The following is an 18,873-nucleotide window of genomic DNA, read 5'->3' as shown; positions in this document are numbered from 1 at the left end:
GCCTTGAGACCACAGAGATATTTATTAACTAAAAGTAACGATGATTATTTACTACGAACTGCTTCAAGTAATTCTGTTGCATTAATGCTAGCGACAAATTTATCTTGAACAGGTTTAACAAGTTCTAGAAGCTTTTCACGGTTTGCAAATTCTGAAACCATAATTTGACCAGCATCAGCCATTTGCTTCAGTTTGATTGCATCTTCACGAGACTCTAGCTCACGACCGAAGTCACCTGCTTCTTTACCCGCTTTTTTGATAGCGACTTGTAATTCAGCTGGTAGTTTACGGAAGCTTTTACCACTAAATACGATAGGACGAACAGTAATAGTATGAGCAGTTAAGGTAACGTGTGGTGCTACTTCATAAAACTTCAAGTTCTGGATACTAGCGGCTTCATTTTCAAGGCCTTTAACAACACCTGTTTGGATTGCGTTGTAAACTTCGTTATAAGCGATCGCAGAAGGTCTCGCACCGATAGTCGCGAATACTTGTGCTTGGATAGGAGCACCCATTACACGCATTTTATGGCCAGCTAGCTCTTCGCTGTTACTAATTTTGTTGCTTGAAATCAGGTTACGAGTACCGCCACCCGCATAACCTACAATAACGATATCAGCTTTATCTGATAGTTCTTTTTCAAGTGGCGCTAAAGTATCGCTTGAAAGTACAGTGTTCCAATGATCTAAGTCACGGAATAAAAATGGCATATCCATCAATGGAATTGAAGGTGCAAATCTTGCCATGTTAGAAGGAGCTAAAATAGTATAATCAATTGCTACACCTTGGTTTAAGAAAGTAACGTAGTCTTTTTCTACACCTAGTTCACCGTTTAAGCGTAAATCAAAAGTAACGTCGCCATCGTAATACTGGTCTACTAATTCACCAAATTTAACCATGGTTTTAGTAAATGTATGGTTTCCATCAAACATACTTGCGCCACGAAGTGTCTCTGCACTTGCTGATGTTGCAAAAGCGGTGAACGCAACACAAGCGACTGTAGTTTTAATGACTTTCTTGAATTTTTGAGTAAATAACATAACCGTTCCTTTGTTTAAATTGGGTTGCTAAGGCACTTGAGTAATCTCTAAATAATACTTAAATACACAAAACAACTTTAATGAATATCGGTAAAGCCTAAATTGACTTGGTACGAATTATAGGCATCATCCAACACACTTATAGTACAATATTGTTAATGAGTGATACGCATAACGTTATGGTCACCATCCTATATCAGGCAAGTGATTCCGCTCACAGTTAAAGCCCTTTAACCCTCACATTTTAGTAACAACTACTTTACATATTGAGCAAACCACAGCTAAACAAAAATGATTAATGATTAATGATTAATGATTAACAAGATTACTATTAATAATTAAAAACTTTCAAAGTCTGCACAGCAATTACAATTTGTTCAATAAATACCTCAAACTTAAAATTTTAAGTCTTAGCCTGAGGACAAAGTAGAGCATTAAATAAAAGCGACTTGATAAAAGAGTGCTAAGTATAGAAGTAATTTCGGTAAGGCCAAGAGAGATAGATCACGCTTTATTGGTCTAGCCAATAATTAACTTTAAAGTGTGATCTAGCCTAAATTACCATCTATTTTCACGAAATCATTGAAAAAATACGTGATCGTGATCCATAATAGTGTATTTTAGGTTTGAATTTTATCTTTTTAGGCGCAAAATTTCCTTTAAATAAGATTTATGAAAATTTGGACAGACCAATTAAAGATAGACAAAAGTAACTGAAAAAACTCATCGATTGACTTGTAAAAGCAATTTAAAACAACAGAAGCACACTCAAAAACTAAATAGAGATAATTATTAATGAACTCCCCAAAGCGCCTTTACCAAAAAATCGGTATTGCCTTAAAAGAAAGAATTGTTAATGGCGAATTTACTGTTGGTGAAAAATTACCGCCAGAACGTGAAATAGCGGAATCGATGAATGTTAGCCGTTCTGTGGTACGTGAAGCATTAATCATGTTAGAACTTCAAGAAATAGTAAACGTTCGTAAAGGCTCAGGCGTCTATGTTATTTGCATTCCCGAAGACGAGAACAGTGCACAAACAACACAAAATAAAAAGGTTAATGAGAGTGAACATGATGTAGGCCCCTTCGAGTTATTACAAGCGCGTCAATTTCTAGAAAGCCGTATTGCAGAATTTGCGGCGACACAGGTAACTAAAAACGACATTTCAAAATTACGTCAAGCAATAGAAATGGAGCGCTTAGATTTAGAAAATGACAGCAAAGAATATGATGGCGACGAAATGTTCCATATCGCAATTGCTGATGCAACGCAAAACAGTGTATTGAGTGATATGGTGCGCGATTTGTGGTTACGCAGAGATAATAGCCCAATGTGGAAACAGTTACATTTACACATAAATAACGAAGATTATCGCAAACTTTGGTTACAGGATCATAAGAAAATTTTAGCAAGCCTACAACGACGAGATCCCGCAGGTGCTAGAGATGCAATGTGGCAACATTTAGAAAACGTAAAACAAACATTATTGGGTTTATCGGATATTGATGACCCTAAATTCGATGGCTATTTATTTAGCACAAACCCAGTTATTTATTAATGACATTAAGTAAGGACTACTAAAATGGAACAAACATGGCGTTGGTACGGACCAAATGATCCCGTTTCTCTCGATGATATTAAGCAATCAGGTGCAACGGGTATCGTTTCCGCATTACACCACATTGCAAATGGGCAGATTTGGCCTGTTGAAGAAATTAAGAAACGCAAAGCCGAAATTGAAGCTAAGGGAATGAATTGGTCAGTGGTTGAAAGCGTGCCTGTGCATGAAGAGATTAAAACGCGTACAGGTCAATTTCAAACGTGGATAGACAATTATAAAACAACGCTTGAAAACCTAGCACAATGTGGCATTGATACTATTTGTTATAACTTTATGCCTGTTGTTGACTGGACGCGTACTGACCTTGATTTTGAAATGCCTGATGGCTCTAAAGCACTTCGCTTCGACCAAATTGCCTTTGTCGCCTTTGAGTTGTTTATCTTAAAACGCCCAAATGCGAGCAATGATTATAGCCAACAAGAGCAACTACAAGCGAAAGCTTATTTTGAAGCAATGAGCCAAGCTGATATCGATAAATTAACTAGCAATATCATTGCTGGTTTACCAGGCGCAGAAGAAGGTTATACGCTTGAAGAGTTTCAAACTCAACTAGATCGTTATGAAGGTATTGATAGTGATCGTCTGCGTGAGCATTTAGCCGCCTTTTTAGCTGAAATCACACCAATTTGTGATGCTAATGGTTTACGCCTTGCTATTCATCCGGACGATCCACCACGCCCAATTTTAGGTTTACCACGTGTTGTTTCGACTATTGATGATATTCAATGGTTAGTAAATAAAGTACCCAATAAGTCTAACGGTATTACTATGTGTACCGGTTCTTATGGTGTACGTGCTGACAATGATTTAGTTAAAATGACAACAACCTTTGCAGATCGTGTCTATTTTACCCATTTACGTTCTACCCAGCGTGAAGATAATCCAATGAGTTTCCATGAAGCTTCACACATGGCTGGAAATGTTGATATGTATGGCATGGTGATGGCAATGCTGACAGAAGAAAATCGACGTGCAAAAGAAGGCGATGGTCGTTTAATTCCAATGCGCCCAGATCATGGTCACCAAATGCTTGATGACCTGCGTAAAAAAACCAACCCTGGTTATTCTGCGATTGGTCGCTTAAAAGGCTTAGCAGAAGTGCGAGGAATGGAATCTGCACTTAAACAAGCTTTTTTAGCGAAAGCTAACGTAAGAAAGGCATAAACGCTCGATAAATTTACTTCGGGCGTTTATTGTTTTACTAGAACTAAAGTTCCACTTATAATTTTTTATTTATAATCAAAGCATCAAAAACAATAAAAAAATCCATCACAATTAAATGATTTTTAATTGTGCCTCTAGTTAATCAACTGTAAGCTGACAGGATTTTTCGACTTCTTACTTGCAAGGCCACTTCATGAGCACCACGCTTCGAACCTTTATTATTGCTATTTTAGGAGTCTTATTTTTATCTCTTAACTTAAGAGCTCCCTTTACTAGCTTGGCCCCCGTGCTTGCTCAGATCATGGAAGACTTGCATTTAAGCTCTTCATCAGCAGGTTTTTTAACTGCATTACCCCTATTAAGCTTTGCATTATTCTCTCCTTTGGTAACTAAAATATCACGCCGACTAGGTTTAGAGCCAAGTTTGTTACTTGCTCTATTGCTTATTACTTCAGGTATTATTCTTCGCTCTTGGGGGATGGTGACAACGCTTTACTTAGGTACGGTCTTAATAGGTATAGGCATTGCTATCGGCAATGTATTATTACCTGTTGTAGTGAAAATCAACTTTCCTGAGCGAATTGCCCTGATCACTTCACTTTATATTTTTACCATGGGCATAGGTTCAACATTAAGCTCTAGTCTAATGGTCCACTTTTCACATTTAACTCTATTTAACCTAACTGGTTGGCAACTAGCGTTGATTATGAATTTGCTTTTTCCCTTACTTGCTCTTTCTATCTGGTTACCAAAATTAAGAAATAGAGCTTCCAAGGTTAAACAACAACAAAATACAGATGTCGTATTTTCAATGCGTGACTTATTAACTAGCAGTGTCGCCTGGCAGGTCACACTAACATTAGGTTTAAATTCATTTACTTTCTACGCATTAGCCGGATGGTTACCAAAAATACTCAACAATTTGGGTTATAGTGAAATCGATGCTGGTTATATTTATGCTTTTCTGCAATTTTCAACCATGTTACCCGGCATTCTATTATTGCCTATTCTTGCCAAAAAGAACCACCAGCAATTACTCATAATACTTTGTTCTTCAAGTGTCTTTGTTGGGTTAATTGGGTTACTTTACTTGCCTGATTTTGCTATTTTTTGGGTAGGATTATTCGGATTGGGTAACTGCTCTACTTTTATTATTGCTCTCTCTTTCATCGGCTTGCGTACATCTAACGGTAGTCAAGCCGCATCTCTTTCCGGTATGTCACAGGGCATAGGTTATGCACTTGCAACAACAGGCCCTTCAATCGTGGGGAAAACCTACGCACAAAGTGGTTCATGGACAATACCAATACTACTGATTGCAGTAGTTGCTGTAATATGCACTTGCTTTTCAGCATTAGCGACTAGAGATATTAAAATGACAGCGACATCGGAGTAATAACAATCGTACTAATTAACTGATTTCCTGTAGTACCTTAATAGAAACAGACTCAACTAAGTCTTCAACCTTTAATTTATGTTGAATCATATGGGGTGCTAAACGATGGTTATGAAAGTCTTCAAAAGTATTCCATTTCTCAATAATGGTAACACTATTACTTTCAATAAGTTGTTGCTCAAATCCGGTATCAAAATCAACCGTAATGCGATACTCTAAACAGCCCTTTTCAGCTAATACATTAGGGATATTTTCTATAAAAATATCTTTAAATTGGTCTACTTTTGATTCTTTAATCAAAATGCTTGCGATAACACTTAACATATTAGGTCCATTTATAGAATTTAATCTGGTTTAAGACTTTATTAAAGATAGTATAAAAACGCAAAAGTTTATCCAGCAAACATTTACAAATGCTTGGAAATAAGAGGAGTAGACTGAAGTTTAAAATATTAAGGCGTGGCCTCAATAAGTTGTTATCTAAGTATTTTTTACTTTGTCGTGAGTGCTTAGCCATCTAATAAATTAATATCGCCTTGGAGGCGGGAATACTTATCTCTCTGACTGGCGACAAACCATTTTGCTATAAAACTAAATCATTTGAGGGTGAATGTTTACACCCAAGTAAGGCTAACTAAACCAATTACTGTCGCAGTAACTGCCCACATTGAAATGATTGTCATGATTTCAGTAACATTATCAATTAGTGTTGTGCTTTTTTCCATTTTTTCAGTTTTATCTGAAGAAATTGAATTATTTGATGTAGTGAAAGTTGTAGTATTCATAATTTTGTTCCTTTTAGTTTGTTTATTTAAATGTGACGCTCATCACAAATAATACTCCGTTGTGTGACACAGATCAACAAAACGATGATATTTATTTTAAAAAAATAACACAAATGAGGAATTTTTATTTTTTGATTTAATAATCAATAACTTCGCTCTCACCAACTGACTTAGAAGCTATTTAAAGCTGAAAAAACTCATATGAAAAACAAATATTGAATAGATTGATTACTTAAAATCGACGTAAAAGACAAAGATTTATGTAATTAAAGTGGGAAATATAGGATTTAGTTTGTAGATATAATCTTAGAGAAAAGTATTGCAAAAAATTCTGTATTAATATTATTCTCTATTTAAGAAAGAAGTCTCTTTAGTCATCACAACCTGAAATACTAATATCTGGTCGTTCGCCTTTGTCAGCCCCTGTATAAACCAGTTTGCACAGTTCTGTACTACTTATAATTTCAGCGACACTCATATCCTCAGCATCAGAATAAAAAGCAAAAACAACTGTCCTTGGAGATGATGAAGAAGTCATCTCCCAATCATCTTCATTAATATCGATTAGTTCTTTTAAATTCGTTTGCGTTGCATAAGGGTAACCATATCTGATCTTAACACCCGATGATAATGTTTCATCGGCTAAGTTCCCCAAACCTTCTATCATTGATCGCGTGTAAGTAAATGTCGAAGCTGTTTCTAAAGTGGCCTTTAAATCTTTTATGGTGGCTAGTTTCGCTTCATTACGCAAACTAACGAATTTAGGCACAGCCACGGCAGATAAAACACCTAAAATAATAATCACTATAACTAATTCAATTAACGTGAAACCAGACTGCTTGTTCAAAAGACCACTCCAAATTTACCTTACTTTTACTATAGCTATAGTAGGTTAAGATGTAAATTCAACAAAAATCTTTGTTGAACAAACTTTGTTAATCAAAATTTATCCAACATAGATCACATAAAAATAGTACAATAGTCATATTAAAAAGCTAAGGTATTATTACTTGATCTTTATGCTACTAAGTAACGTATTGTTTTTAATTGCATAAAAAAGACATCTTAAATGATGATTTAGCTTTTTAATAGAGTATGACGAAATCATGTTACATCAATAAAATGAGGAACTATGAAGAATCACCAATGGAAACGCCTTACCATCAAAATAGGCGGCGCCTTGATCTCACCAGATAGAAAGGGAACAAGCTCTCGATACCTTTTACACATAGCAAAATTCATTCTTCAATGCCGCGATATGGGCACACAGGTCATTCTAGTATCATCAGGCTCTGTAGCTGTCGGGGCACATTTTTTTGGTAATACAAAAAATCCATCCATCGCAATCAAAAAAGCCATGGCGGCGACAGGACAAAACGAAATGATGGCCTCTTGGGATCGTTTTTTTGATTTCCCTACAGCACAAATCCTACTCACACAGGGAGATTTACAAGATAGAGAACGTTATGAAAGTATTCGTGAAACTATTTTTGCCTTACTTGATCATGGTATTCTGCCTGTCATTAATGAAAACGATACTGTTACAACTGATGAACTAAAAGTAGGTGACAACGATAACCTTTCTGCGATGGTCGCGGCAGTGACGAGACTCTGATGCATTAATTATTTGCTCAGATGTTGATGGCTTATACGATAAAAACCCGCACACTCATGATGATGCAAAAATGATCAAAGAAGTAGTGCACATAGGTGAAGAGATTTATGCCATGGCTGGTGGTGCACAGGTTGATGGTGTTGGTACAGGGGGTATGAAAACTAAAATCGAAGCCGCCGTAAAAGCAACTTCACACGGCATTAGAACCTATATTATTAATGGCTTCAAAGAAAGTTCCTTTGAGCAATTAATGAGCGGTGTTAATCCGGGAACCGTTTTTACCGCCTATGACCTACCAATGCAAGAAGAGCTTCATTGGATGACACATACATCAAAAGCTCAGGGCGAAGTTGTTATTGAATCAAATTTAGACCAGCCTTTTGATGAAAATAGTGAACAATTAACCAGTAATGAAATTTTAGAAGTACATGGAGACTTCTCTGCTGGCGACACTATTTTAGTTCGTAGTGACGATGGTAAACATGTTGCTAAAGCAGAAGCTAATTACAGTAGTCGCTTACTCAGTTTCATTAACGATTATGAAAATGGTGAAAATGGCAATGATTTACAACATCAAACCGGCCCACTAATTTCAGATAAAAATATAGCAATCCTAGATCAAGCTGAGCAAGAAGAGAAATCTTAAGCATACGAAAATATCAGCTTCTTTTACAAAAGGGTGTGTCAGCAATGTCACACCCTTTTTATTTTTACACTCATAGAAAGAATAAAGAAATCTATTTTACTGGTTTAACCCACATAATTGTTTTTAAAAAAACATAAAAAACAAAGCTCTATATAATTTTTCAACCGATAATTAAAGTTTTTCCTATCATTCCCCCGTTGAATACCTACTCTGTAAAATGATAATCACTAACAAATTTACAATAACAAACTACAATTGGTATTACTTAGCTCATTTAGATTGACGCCAATTGACTATAAAACGGCGAGGGAAAAATTTGCATATATTAAGTATAAATTTTTTTAGATTTTCTATCGTAACTATACTGTTATGCGCATTCAGCATGCCTTCCCTTTCATCAGAAATTTATACCTACCGAGGCAAAGAAAGCAAAAATGATACTCGAGGCGATTATAGCGAGGCTTTATTTCGCCTTGCATTAGAAAAAACTGTCACGTCACATGGCCCCTATCAGTTAATATTCACAGATAAAATGAATACAGGCAGATCGCTAAGGGCTCTTCAACATAATCAACTCAGTAACTTTTTTGCTAAACAATCAGTAACAAAAAAACGACTAGAAGAATTTGGTTATGTCGACTTCCCTGTTGACTTAGGTATTGTAGGGTATCGTGTCTTTTTTGTTGCTCCAAATGCACAGGCTAAACTTGAGCAAGTGAACACGCTAGAACAACTTAAAAAACTAACTATTGGGCAAGGAATTGGCTGGCTAGATACAGATATTTTAAAACATAATGGCTTTCAGGTAATTACCGGTAGTGCCTATGAAAGCCTATTTAATATGGTGAGCAAAAATCGCTTTGACCTTTTTGCCCGTGGTACAAATGAACTCCTCAAAGAATATCGTGCTAATTCAAGTATTGATAACCTCTTTTACGATCAAAGAATTGCTTTATATTACCCCTTCCTCGTTTCTTTTTTACCCACAAATCCAATACTAAAGCGATACAGAGAATAAAAGCAGGGTTAATTACAGCCTACCAGGATGGTTCACTTAAACGTTTATGGCGACAACACTATGGAAAAAGTATTAACTTTATTAATTTAGATAAACGTAAAATTTTCTCCCTTGAAAACCCATTTATTAACGGCATTAACAGCGATTATGAAAAATATATTTATCGGAGTTCTGTGAATTAGTACAGACTCATTTTATTAAAGCACTTTAAAGGTTACTAATAATCCTTTTAAATAAGGTTATTTTTTACTATTTTTGGTAAAAATAACCTCTCCCTCCTATACTCACACTATATTGATCAAATCATTTGCTAAATAAAACAAACGCTCACACTTATAAGGTAGCTATGTTTCAATTTAAAAGCATTCTGCTGATGCTTATAACTTTTCTTTTCACTTCCTTGCTCTTTGCAAAGCCACTAGCTAATTTGCCGACAGAGGATAAAAAATGTCTAAGCATGCATATCGTCTTTAATGCTTCAGCAGGCTACCTTAATGAAACAGGAAAAGTAGTGGGGTTTCATGTTGATTTTTTGAATGCCCTAGAAAGAAAAACTGGTTTTTGCATGAATAAAAAATTACTTCCCTACGCAAGAGCAAAACGCAGTATTGAACTAGGAGGACATGACGGAGGAATATTGGCAAGTGAAAGTGATCTCGACAAAAGTGTTATTTATATTGCTAAGTTACTTACATCAAAAACTATTATTATTCCTAAAAAAGGCCTAACACTAAAAAATTATAATGACCTAACAAAGATAGTCATTGGTAAAGTTCGCGGGGCAAAATTAGACGAAGCAATAGATAATGATAAGAATATTTCATTCCTTGAAGTATCAAACTATAAGCATGGATTAGAAATGCTCAAAAAAGGCAGAATTGATGCAATCGCAGGAAATAGCCTTGGATTAACTGTCATAAGTGAATTAGGTATGAATGATGAGGTTAATTTATCGGGAAAATATGTTTTAGGGCAACGTGAAGTCTGGTTTTTACTGTCGAATAAATCAGAATACATAACTAAAGTGGAGCAACTCAGAGAAGCAACTCTTGCACTCATCGAGGAAAACATTGTTGATGATATTTTACACAAATACTTCAAATTTGAATAATGAATACATATTTTAGAGCATTACAGAAGAGAGTACTCTTTCCACCATACAGGAAGACAGAATGATTCAGGTTTCATCGTTGCCTTTTATTATCACTTCAAGCATCAGCTTATTTCTGGGTAGCTTCTTTTTATTGTTATACCAACGTCTTAATTCTCGCCACGAAGAGACGGTTTATTATTATTTTGTTTTCTCTATCTCAGCACTTGTCAGTGCCGTATTTTTAGGTGCTTTTGCTGGTTCTCATTAATTCCAGTGAAAATCTAGATTATCTTAATGTATCTAATCGGGTGACGATAATTACTTCAATGTTTACTCTTCTATTAAGTATACATTTTTATATTTCCTATTTTAATTATAGTGCTCAAAAATCACTTCGATGGTGCTATGCCATATCCACTCTTTTTTCGTTATTATGTTTGCTACCTAATCAATATTTTTTAGAAAAAGCATTCTATTCTACATCACAATATTATACCGGGTTAGCCTTTGGTCCTTTGTTTCAACTATGGGGCGCTTGGATATTGGCTTTATCTGTATATTGCATGGTAATTCTTATTCAAATTTATCGACTTCAACAAAACAACCCTAATAAACAATCCAGCCAAGCGGTAAAACTATCACTTATTGCGGCTAGTATATGGATGGTGACCGGTTTAGGTGATGCACTGACAGGGATTCAGATAGTAGATTTACCTCCTTTAACTTGGGTGGGATCTTTTCTAGTCACCTGTAGCATTGCATGGATCTTAATTTTCCATATTGATAATCTTTATGAAGATAGGCGTCTATTAAGCAACCGCCTGATGTACGACCATTTAACACAAGCCTTCTCACGTAGCTATTTTGAAATACGGCTATCAGAAGCGATCCAAGAGATGCAACAAAGTGACTCTAATAAATTGTATCTCTGCATCTTTGATATAGATAATTTTAAAAAGGTTAATGATAGCTATGGCCATGCGAATGGGGACCAGCTTCTAAAGCAGATCGCAACTATTACAATCAATGCAATCCAACCGAAAGATTGTTTTGCACGATTAGGTGGTGATGAGTTTATCCTTTTGTTAATTGGACGTCAGAAGGATGATCAAGCGACTGCTGTTATAGAAAATATCAGAAAGCACATTGCAGAAACCTCTTTTGGTGTCGCCCCTTATGATTTTAATGCATCCTGTTCTTTTGGAATGGTAAAGTCAGGGCCTGAACACCTTAAGGTAAAGGATCTAGAAAACCAATTACTCTCACATGCAGATCAAGCTCTCTATTCTTCTAAACATAAAGGCAAGAACACAATTAGTGTTTCAACCTTGGCTGTACCCTAATATTACAAGTTGATGCCACTAATTTTATTAAATATAGGATCAAGACTTCTGAAATAAATGTTGTTTAGTTTTAGGTAAAAGGACATGTTACTTTTGCTAAACTTTATATACCTCACCTTTGATGCTCACTAAAACAAGCGTTAATGTGTATGTGAATTTATACATTATTTTAAAAATATAACCGTTTTATTTCGTCCATTTTCTTTTGCTTCGTAAAGCGCCTTATCTGCTCTATCTAGTGCTTCTGTTATATGACTATCATGACGATAATTAATACTCGAAATGCCAATACTAATGGTAAATTTTATTTGATGAGCATCTATTTTTATGGTTTTATTTTTGACAATTAACCTTAATTTTTCGGCAATTTCAAATGAGGTTTGGATATCAGCAGATGGGAATAAAATGGCAAACTCTTCTCCACCAAATCGGGCTACAATATCAGTAGCTCTTGTGCTTTCTATTAATATTGCAGATAAGGATTTAATCACCTCATCACCGATAAGATGTCCATATATATCATTAATATTTTTAAACTTATCAATATCTAACATCATGACACTAAAGTCATGGCGCTCTCTTTTAGTCGCCTGTAAAAATATTTGCGCCACTTCATTAAAATACCTTCTATTATATAAATTTGTAAGATAATCATGATTAGCTTGCTCAATTAATTTATTTTGCGCCTCTTCCAAGTTTTTATTCGCACTATTTAACTCTTCAATGACCGTATTTGATAAATTTGTCAGAGCATCCAATACAATAAAATGCTTATTTGTAAAAAATTCTTTTCTTCTTCTGCGTAAGTTGTATTTTCAGCTTCGATATTCACTTTATTAACAATCTGTTCATCAGTACTTTCTGATAGACCAAGGATTGAGAGACTAATATTTAGGAAAGAGTTTTTCGCGTTTTTATGGAAAATTTCACCAAAAGTAAAAAAACCTGATATAGGAGCAACATTATGTAAAGGCTGTAGCTCTTGGACAATATCTGATTGCAAAAAAGCCCGCCTAGATGCGCAACTATAGGTATAAATAGCATCTAAATTTAGAGATGAATATTCATGAATATTCTTTTTAGCCTTTTGAAGGATTAAATTAACATTACCAAATGCCAGTTTAACTTTGTCTCCTACATTCAAATTTCCAATAGATAACAAAGAACCATCTTCCTCAAATTTATGAGTAAATGTTCTGCATATCTCTATTCCATTATCTTCAATTTTAAGTAGTGGAAACTCTGTTGCAGAATGCGGTAAGCCATTGCCAACAACATCTCCTAAATACTTTTTATACATATCACTGACTGAAATATTATCAACTTCATAAAGATGATTTTTTTCGGCTTTAGTGACCGTCATAAATTTACCAATAGGTTGCCAGTTTAATTGATAATCTGTAAATACTTTTAAAACCTCACTATTGAGAGAAACAGCAACCGCCCCTTTATGATAAACCCCATCATTATTGAATAAAAATGTGCTTTTTAAAGGACCATTTTCTGCGACCATCCCACCTGCAATGGGAGTCGTAGAATTAATAGATGAAATACCATCGATCACTTCATTGCCATTAGTTAAAAGCCCTTCGATGAATATAATTACTACTTTGGTATCGGGTTTAAAGCTTGTGGTTGCAATATTTTTGCCTAGCTCATAATCATCATCATGATAAAAGTAATTAGATTCAAAATAAGTGCTCTCAAATTCCATAATAGAAACAGAGATACTATTTTGAAATATCTCACCATGATTGATTTCACCTGCGCTTGTAACACCAATAAAAATAATATCTTGGCATTTTTCTTTAACAATAGACTGAATAGCAATGACTTCAGACTCACTCACCAAACCACTAAATACTTGTAATAGTGTATTTTTTGAATCAACCTGAGATAAATCCAAATTACGTTGCAAATCATCAACGCTTTTATAATTATGGTTAGTCGCTTTCATATATCACTCATTGACACAGTTTTTTAAATATTAAGGTTATTTGCTCTTATTAACAGAGAAAGCACAATGCACTTTACATTACCTTTCTATCGCATTTCTGTGGCCTATGAATATTAAGCAAATATATTAATTTAGCTTAGTTCAGTAGGTTTATATTTTCAAAAAGTGATTAGTTTTAACTTTATTTGAGGACAAGAAAGATTAGCTAAATGTGAATGGTGATGGAGTATTCGAAACAATGAAGGCCCCAGAGGTTTTCTCGATTAGAGAATCTATAAAGCAAAAAGCCTGTAATACATTGAAGTATTACAGGCTTTTCTAAATATGCTCGGTGATAGATGGAGCGGCGAAAAAGCGTAGCTTTGTTTATGAGCAGTCTTTTCAAGCGACAGCTTGGTGTCTGAGCAATCTTTTTTGCGTACAAAAAAATCTACGATTACGCTAATCACCGAAAATGTTACTTCTTTTTGTACTTGGAAATTGACGGGGTATCAGTTTAGTATTTCTGGGTTAAAGGTTCGCTAAAACGAAAAAATCCGCTTAACTCTAGAAGTTAAGCGGATTCTTAAAAGGTGGTCGGTGATAGATGGAGCGGCGAAAAAGCGTAGCTTTGTTTATGAGCAGTCTTTTCAAGCGACAGCTTGGTGTCTGAGCAGTCTTTTTAGCGCACATAAGAATCTACGATTACGCTAATCACCTCAAATTCTAGGCGAAAAAAAACCGCAACAAGTGCGTTTTTTTCAAAAGTGGTCGGTAATAGAGAATTCGAACCAATGAAGGCCCCAGAGGTTTTCGCGATTAGAGAATCTATAAAGCAAAAAGCCTGTAATACATTGAAGTATTACAGGCTTTTCTAAATGTGGTCGGTGATAGAGGATTCGAACCAATAAACAAGCCCCCTGGTCCAGCTCTTTTCCAGGAACTGGAGGTGCGCTACCAAGCTACGCTAATCACCGAAAATGTTACTGCTTTTGTACTTGGAAATTGACGGTGTATCCGTTTAGTATTTCTGGGTTAAAGGTTCGCTAAAACGAAAAAATCCGCTTAACTCTAGAAGTTAAGCGGATTCTTAAAAGGTGGTCGGTGATAGAGGATTCGAACCTCTGACCCCCTGGTCCCAAACCAGGTGCGCTACCAAGCTGCGCTAATCACCGAAAATGTTACTTCTTTTTGTACTTGGAAATTGACGGGGTATCCCCTGGTCCAACTCTTATCCAAACACTGGAGGTGCGCTATCAAACTGAGCTAACCACCAAATCTAGTTTTACATCTAAAGAAAAGATGGGGCGAATGACGAGGTTTGAACTCGCGACAACCGGAATCACAATCCGGGGCTCTACCAACTGAGCTACATCCGCCACTAAATTACGATAAAGACAAGTTGTTATCTTCCGAAGTAATGGCGCACCCGACAGGAGTCGAACCTGTGGCCTTTGCCTCCGGAGGGCAACGCTCTATCCAGCTGAGCTACGGGTGCTCACGTCTTTAGCGTGGCGCGAATATTACTGAAGCTTTGAATTTCTGTCTACTCTTTTTAAAAGAAATTTAAAAAATAACGTTCGATTGCCTATTGTTCGAGCAAATGAAGGTTATTTTTAAGATTTCTCCTGTTTATTCATCATTGCAACATAGCGCACTTATAATTAATAAATAATGTATACTTTACCCACTTAAATAATTTAGAGCCTTCAATATGATACAAGACCCACACATCGAACGAGAGTCACAAAGCTACGAGCATCCAGTTCCTAGTCGTGAATTCATTTTAGAATTTATGCAAAAACAAGCAAAACCTATCACTCGTGATGCTATTTTCAGTGCTTTCTCATTAAGCAGTGAAGAAGAAGCAGAAGGCTTGCGTCGACGTTTAAAAGCGATGGAGCGTGACGGGCAACTTGTATGGTGCCGTAATGCTACTTATGCCCTTCCTGAGAAGCTTGATCTTGTTAAAGGTATCGTTATTGGACATAAAGATGGCTTTGGGTTTTTAAGATGTGCAGACCAAGAAAAAGATCTCTTTTTACCTAATCATCAAATGCGTTTTCTTTTTCATGGTGATGAAGTCTTAGTGCGACCTGTTAAAGTTGACTCCCGCGGTCGTACTGAAGCACGCTTTGTACGTTTGTTAACTCCATTTCCTGGCGCTATAGTTGGTCGTTATTTTGTTGAAGATGGCGTGGCAATGGTGATCCCTGATGATTCTCGCATCAATCAACAAATTTTAATTAACAAAGAAAATAATGGTGGCGCTCGACACGGACAAATTGTTGTCGTTGAAATCATTAATCGTCCTAAAGCACGCTTTAGTGCACTTGGTAAAATTACCGAAGTACTTGGTCAGGATATGGAACCTGGAATGGAAGTTGAGATTGCGCTACGCACGCATGATATTCCCCATGAATGGCCAGATGGTTTAGAAAAGGAATTGAAAGTATTTGGTGAATTTGTGCCTGATCACGCGATTGAAGGCCGTGTTGATTTGCGTGAATTACCCTTAGTTACCATTGATGGTGAAGATGCACGTGACTTTGATGATGCAGTTTACTGCCAAAAAGAACCTGGTGGGGGATGGCGTCTGTGGGTAGCGATAGCAGATGTGAGTTATTATGTTCGTAATGGAACTATTCTAGATAAAGAAGCAATTAATCGAGGCAACTCAGTTTACTTCCCAGATCAAGTGATCCCCATGTTACCTGAGATTCTCTCTAACGGGCTTTGTTCACTTAACCCCTTAGTCAACCGTTTGTGCATGGTCAGTGAAATGGTAATCAGCGCAGAAGGTCAATTAAAAGATTATAAGTTCTACGAAGCTGTAATGAAATCACATGCACGCTTTACTTATACAAAAGTAGCGAAGATCCTCGATGATGATGAAGCATTACGTGAGCAATACAATCCGTTAGTGCCTCATTTAGAAGAGCTTGAGCACCTTTATAAAGCATTCAAAAAAGCACGTAAAATTCGTGGTGGTATGGAGTTTGAAACGCAGGAAGTACGTTTCTTATTTAATCAAGCACGTAAAATCGAATCCATTGTGCCACTGGTACGAAATGATGCGCATAAAATCATTGAAGAGTGCATGATTGCGACCAACGTTGCCTCGGCACGATTAATCGAAGAAGCAAGCCGCGACAGACCCTTTACCGTGTGCATGAAACACCAAGTGAAGAAAAACTGAGTAATTTCCGCTCTTTCCTTTCCGAGCTAGGTTTAAGCTTAACAGGTGGCGACAAACCAGCTCCTCGTGATTATGCGGACTTAGCTGAAGTATTTGCTGGCCGTGATGACCAAGAACTTTTACAAACCATGTTATTACGCTCTATGAAACAAGCGGTTTACCAAGATGAAAACTTAGGCCATTTTGGTTTAGCATTAGGCGAGTATTCTCACTTTACCTCGCCCATTCGACGCTACCCCGATCTTATTCTTCATCGTGCCATTAAATATCTTGTTCAGCATCAGGAAAAAGGACAATTAAAATCGAAATGGACGGAAACCGGTGGCTATCATTATCAACATGATGAAATGACCCAATTAGGAGAACACTGCTCAATGACTGAGCGTCGTGCCGATGACGCAACACGTGATGTAGCAGATGCATTAAAATGTGAATATATGCAAGATCACATCGGTGATGTGATGGTGGGTACTATTGTCGCCGTGACCAATTTTGGTTTCTTTGTGAGGTTAAACGATATTCACATTGATGGTTTAGTACATGTAACTGGGCTGATCAGCGACTATTATATTTTCGATGCCGGTAAGCAAACTCTTAAAGGAGAGCGTACAGGCCGTACATACCGTATTGGTGACGTATTAGAAGTGAGAGTATTATCAGTCAATTTAGATGATAAAAAAATTGATTTCGAATTAAACGATGAAGCCCTAGCTGGCCAACGTCGACGCGGTTTAAAAAAAGGCGATAAAAGAAATCAAAATGAACGCCCAATAGATAAACGTGCGCAAAATAAAAAAAGCGGAAAACAATCAAGCGATGATAAAGAAACAAAGGCACAACAATTAGCCAGTAAGAAAGCGGCTAATAAACAGAAAAAAAGCCAAAAAATAAAGTTGCTCAAGGTGAGAAAAATACCGCGTCTTCTAAAAAGAAAAAACACCACCAAAAAGAAACGCCCGGGTAGAGTCAGCTCGCGCGAGAGCAAAAGCCAGTAATACCAAAAATTAAGAATTAGTAATACAGAGAGACAAATAATGAGTAAAAGTGAACTAATTTATGGCATGCATGCTGTTGATGCCTTATTAGAAAAACAACCTGAACGTGTAATTGAAATTTACACGTTAAAGGGACGTGATGATCAACGCTTAACCGATATCACCGAAAAAGCCCAACAATGGGGAGTATCTGTTCAAGCGATGCAACGTAAATCATTAGATGAGAAATCTAACGGAGAACAACATCAAGGGGTAATTGCGCGTATCAAAGCGGCTAAAATATTAACAGATAATGATTTAGACCCTATTCTTACAAACTTAAATGAGCCCCTTTTCTACTGATTTTAGATGGTGTGACTGACCCTCATAATTTAGGAGCTTGTTTACGTAGTGCTGATGCTCGCTGGTGTACATGCTGTTATTATTCCGAAAGATAATTCAGCTAGTTTGACGCCTGTAGTACGTAAAGTCGCCTGTGGCGTCAGCTGAATCGATACCCCTTATTCATGTTACCAATCTTGCACGCTGTATGCGTGATTTACAGGAAAAAGGTATTTGGTTGTATGGCACAGCGGGTGAAGCAACACAAAACGTCTATGACTGTCAGTTTTCAGGGGGTATTGCGATTGCAATGGGCGCTGAGGGTAAAGGACTGCGTCGTTTAACACGCGAAACATTGTGATGAATTAATTAAGTTACCAATGGCCGGTGCTGTTTCTAGTTTGAATGTTTCCGTTGCAACGGGCATCTGTTTGTTTGAGGTTGTACGTCAGAGAAGATAGAAAAGGCTATAAGATAAAAAAGCTAGAAGGCTTTAAGCAATAAATTATTCTAGCTTTTTTGATGCCTTCCAGCCCTCTAGCCTTCATCGCCTTTAAGCTTTCTTTTCTAAAATATCCCTTGCACCAACTGCTACTTAAATGTACACTTTGCCACCTTAAATCAGCCACTCTTTTTGTTCCTTGCTTCTATTTGGTACGGCTGATCCAAGTCAAGAAGCTACTAACCCGTAAGGAGCGA

The 18,873-nt window shown here is 36.6% G+C and carries 13 protein-coding genes, 4 tRNA genes and 3 pseudogenes; 10 read left to right on the top strand and 10 right to left on the bottom strand.

The window, feature by feature from the left end:
* Nucleotides 1–44 precede the first annotated feature (44 nt).
* Complete coding sequence (locus ACLKMH_RS04815; protein WP_413701064.1) at nucleotides 45–1,040, bottom strand: TRAP transporter substrate-binding protein; 996 nt, start codon at nucleotides 1,038–1,040, stop codon at nucleotides 45–47.
* A 795-nt stretch (nucleotides 1,041–1,835) separates the two neighbouring features.
* Between ACLKMH_RS04815 and ACLKMH_RS04810 the strand changes: the two genes are divergently transcribed.
* From ACLKMH_RS04810 to ACLKMH_RS04800, 3 genes are all read left to right on the top strand, one after another.
* Nucleotides 1,836–2,600: an FCD domain-containing protein gene (locus tag ACLKMH_RS04810; RefSeq protein WP_413701063.1), complete on the top strand. Its 765-nt coding sequence runs from the start codon at nucleotides 1,836–1,838 to the stop codon at nucleotides 2,598–2,600.
* Between the two features lie 24 nt (nucleotides 2,601–2,624).
* Nucleotides 2,625–3,827 carry a mannonate dehydratase gene (uxuA, locus tag ACLKMH_RS04805; protein ID WP_413701062.1) on the top strand — a complete coding sequence of 401 codons (1,203 nt, stop codon included), beginning with the start codon at nucleotides 2,625–2,627 and terminating at the stop codon, nucleotides 3,825–3,827.
* Between the two features lie 193 nt (nucleotides 3,828–4,020).
* Nucleotides 4,021–5,223: an MFS transporter gene (locus ACLKMH_RS04800; protein WP_413701061.1), complete on the top strand. Its 1,203-nt coding sequence runs from the start codon at nucleotides 4,021–4,023 to the stop codon at nucleotides 5,221–5,223.
* A gap of 15 nt (nucleotides 5,224–5,238) precedes the next feature.
* On the opposite strand, the gene ACLKMH_RS04795 is transcribed toward ACLKMH_RS04800, so the two are convergent.
* From ACLKMH_RS04795 to ACLKMH_RS04785, 3 genes are all read right to left on the bottom strand, one after another.
* Nucleotides 5,239–5,547 (bottom strand): putative quinol monooxygenase, encoded by a 309-nt coding sequence (locus ACLKMH_RS04795; RefSeq protein WP_413701060.1) that lies wholly within the window; start codon nucleotides 5,545–5,547, stop codon nucleotides 5,239–5,241.
* 290 nt (nucleotides 5,548–5,837) lie between these two features.
* Nucleotides 5,838–6,008 (bottom strand): hypothetical protein, encoded by a 171-nt coding sequence (locus ACLKMH_RS04790; RefSeq protein WP_413701059.1) that lies wholly within the window; start codon nucleotides 6,006–6,008, stop codon nucleotides 5,838–5,840.
* 370 nt (nucleotides 6,009–6,378) lie between these two features.
* Complete coding sequence (locus ACLKMH_RS04785; protein ID WP_413701058.1) at nucleotides 6,379–6,855, bottom strand: prepilin-type N-terminal cleavage/methylation domain-containing protein; 477 nt, start codon at nucleotides 6,853–6,855, stop codon at nucleotides 6,379–6,381.
* Nucleotides 6,856–7,140: 285 nt separating this feature from the next.
* Between ACLKMH_RS04785 and proB the strand changes: the two are divergent.
* The 5 genes and pseudogenes from proB to ACLKMH_RS04760 all read left to right on the top strand — a co-directional run bounded on the left by proB (nucleotide 7,141) and on the right by ACLKMH_RS04760 (nucleotide 11,723).
* A pseudogene (gene proB / locus ACLKMH_RS04780) lies at nucleotides 7,141–8,269 on the top strand (glutamate 5-kinase).
* A gap of 382 nt (nucleotides 8,270–8,651) precedes the next feature.
* Nucleotides 8,652–9,287, top strand: coding sequence for a hypothetical protein (locus ACLKMH_RS04775; RefSeq protein WP_413701057.1), 636 nt, complete (start codon nucleotides 8,652–8,654; stop codon nucleotides 9,285–9,287).
* Between the two features lie 346 nt (nucleotides 9,288–9,633).
* On the top strand, nucleotides 9,634–10,398 hold the full coding sequence (locus tag ACLKMH_RS04770) for a substrate-binding periplasmic protein (RefSeq protein ID WP_413701056.1): 765 nt from the start codon (nucleotides 9,634–9,636) through the stop codon (nucleotides 10,396–10,398).
* Between the two features lie 61 nt (nucleotides 10,399–10,459).
* Nucleotides 10,460–10,648, top strand: a complete 189-nt coding sequence (locus tag ACLKMH_RS04765; RefSeq protein ID WP_413701055.1) for a hypothetical protein — start codon at nucleotides 10,460–10,462, stop codon at nucleotides 10,646–10,648.
* Between the two features lie 274 nt (nucleotides 10,649–10,922).
* A complete protein-coding gene (locus ACLKMH_RS04760; protein ID WP_413701054.1) occupies nucleotides 10,923–11,723 on the top strand; it encodes a GGDEF domain-containing protein in 801 nt (266 codons plus the stop codon).
* Nucleotides 11,724–11,887: 164 nt separating this feature from the next.
* Here the strand turns inward: ACLKMH_RS04760 and ACLKMH_RS04755 are convergent, their stop codons facing one another.
* The 6 genes from ACLKMH_RS04755 to ACLKMH_RS04730 all read right to left on the bottom strand — a co-directional run bounded on the left by ACLKMH_RS04755 (nucleotide 11,888) and on the right by ACLKMH_RS04730 (nucleotide 15,157).
* A complete protein-coding gene (locus ACLKMH_RS04755) occupies nucleotides 11,888–12,481 on the bottom strand; it encodes a GGDEF domain-containing protein (RefSeq protein WP_413701053.1) in 594 nt (197 codons plus the stop codon).
* Nucleotides 12,469–13,680, bottom strand: a complete 1,212-nt coding sequence (locus ACLKMH_RS04750; RefSeq protein ID WP_413701052.1) for an FIST signal transduction protein — start codon at nucleotides 13,678–13,680, stop codon at nucleotides 12,469–12,471. Before ACLKMH_RS04750 ends, ACLKMH_RS04755 begins: the two co-directional genes overlap by 13 nt.
* An 860-nt stretch (nucleotides 13,681–14,540) precedes the next feature.
* Nucleotides 14,541–14,636, bottom strand: a tRNA-OTHER gene (locus ACLKMH_RS04745).
* A 121-nt stretch (nucleotides 14,637–14,757) separates the two neighbouring features.
* A tRNA-Pro gene (locus tag ACLKMH_RS04740) sits at nucleotides 14,758–14,834 on the bottom strand.
* A gap of 128 nt (nucleotides 14,835–14,962) precedes the next feature.
* A tRNA-His gene (locus ACLKMH_RS04735) sits at nucleotides 14,963–15,038 on the bottom strand.
* A gap of 42 nt (nucleotides 15,039–15,080) precedes the next feature.
* A tRNA-Arg gene (locus tag ACLKMH_RS04730) sits at nucleotides 15,081–15,157 on the bottom strand.
* A gap of 216 nt (nucleotides 15,158–15,373) precedes the next feature.
* Here ACLKMH_RS04730 and rnr point away from each other — a divergent pair.
* A pseudogene (rnr, locus tag ACLKMH_RS04725) lies at nucleotides 15,374–17,853 on the top strand (ribonuclease R).
* A gap of 39 nt (nucleotides 17,854–17,892) precedes the next feature.
* A pseudogene (gene rlmB, locus ACLKMH_RS04720) lies at nucleotides 17,893–18,635 on the top strand (23S rRNA (guanosine(2251)-2'-O)-methyltransferase RlmB).
* The last annotated feature ends 238 nt before the right edge of the window (nucleotides 18,636–18,873 follow it).

This window comes from Psychromonas sp. KJ10-10 (genome assembly GCF_047323245.1).
Taxonomy (GTDB): domain Bacteria; phylum Pseudomonadota; class Gammaproteobacteria; order Enterobacterales; family Psychromonadaceae; genus Psychromonas.
The sequence above is the reverse complement of the archived record's forward strand: the minus strand, read 5'-3'. Positions and strand labels throughout refer to the sequence as shown.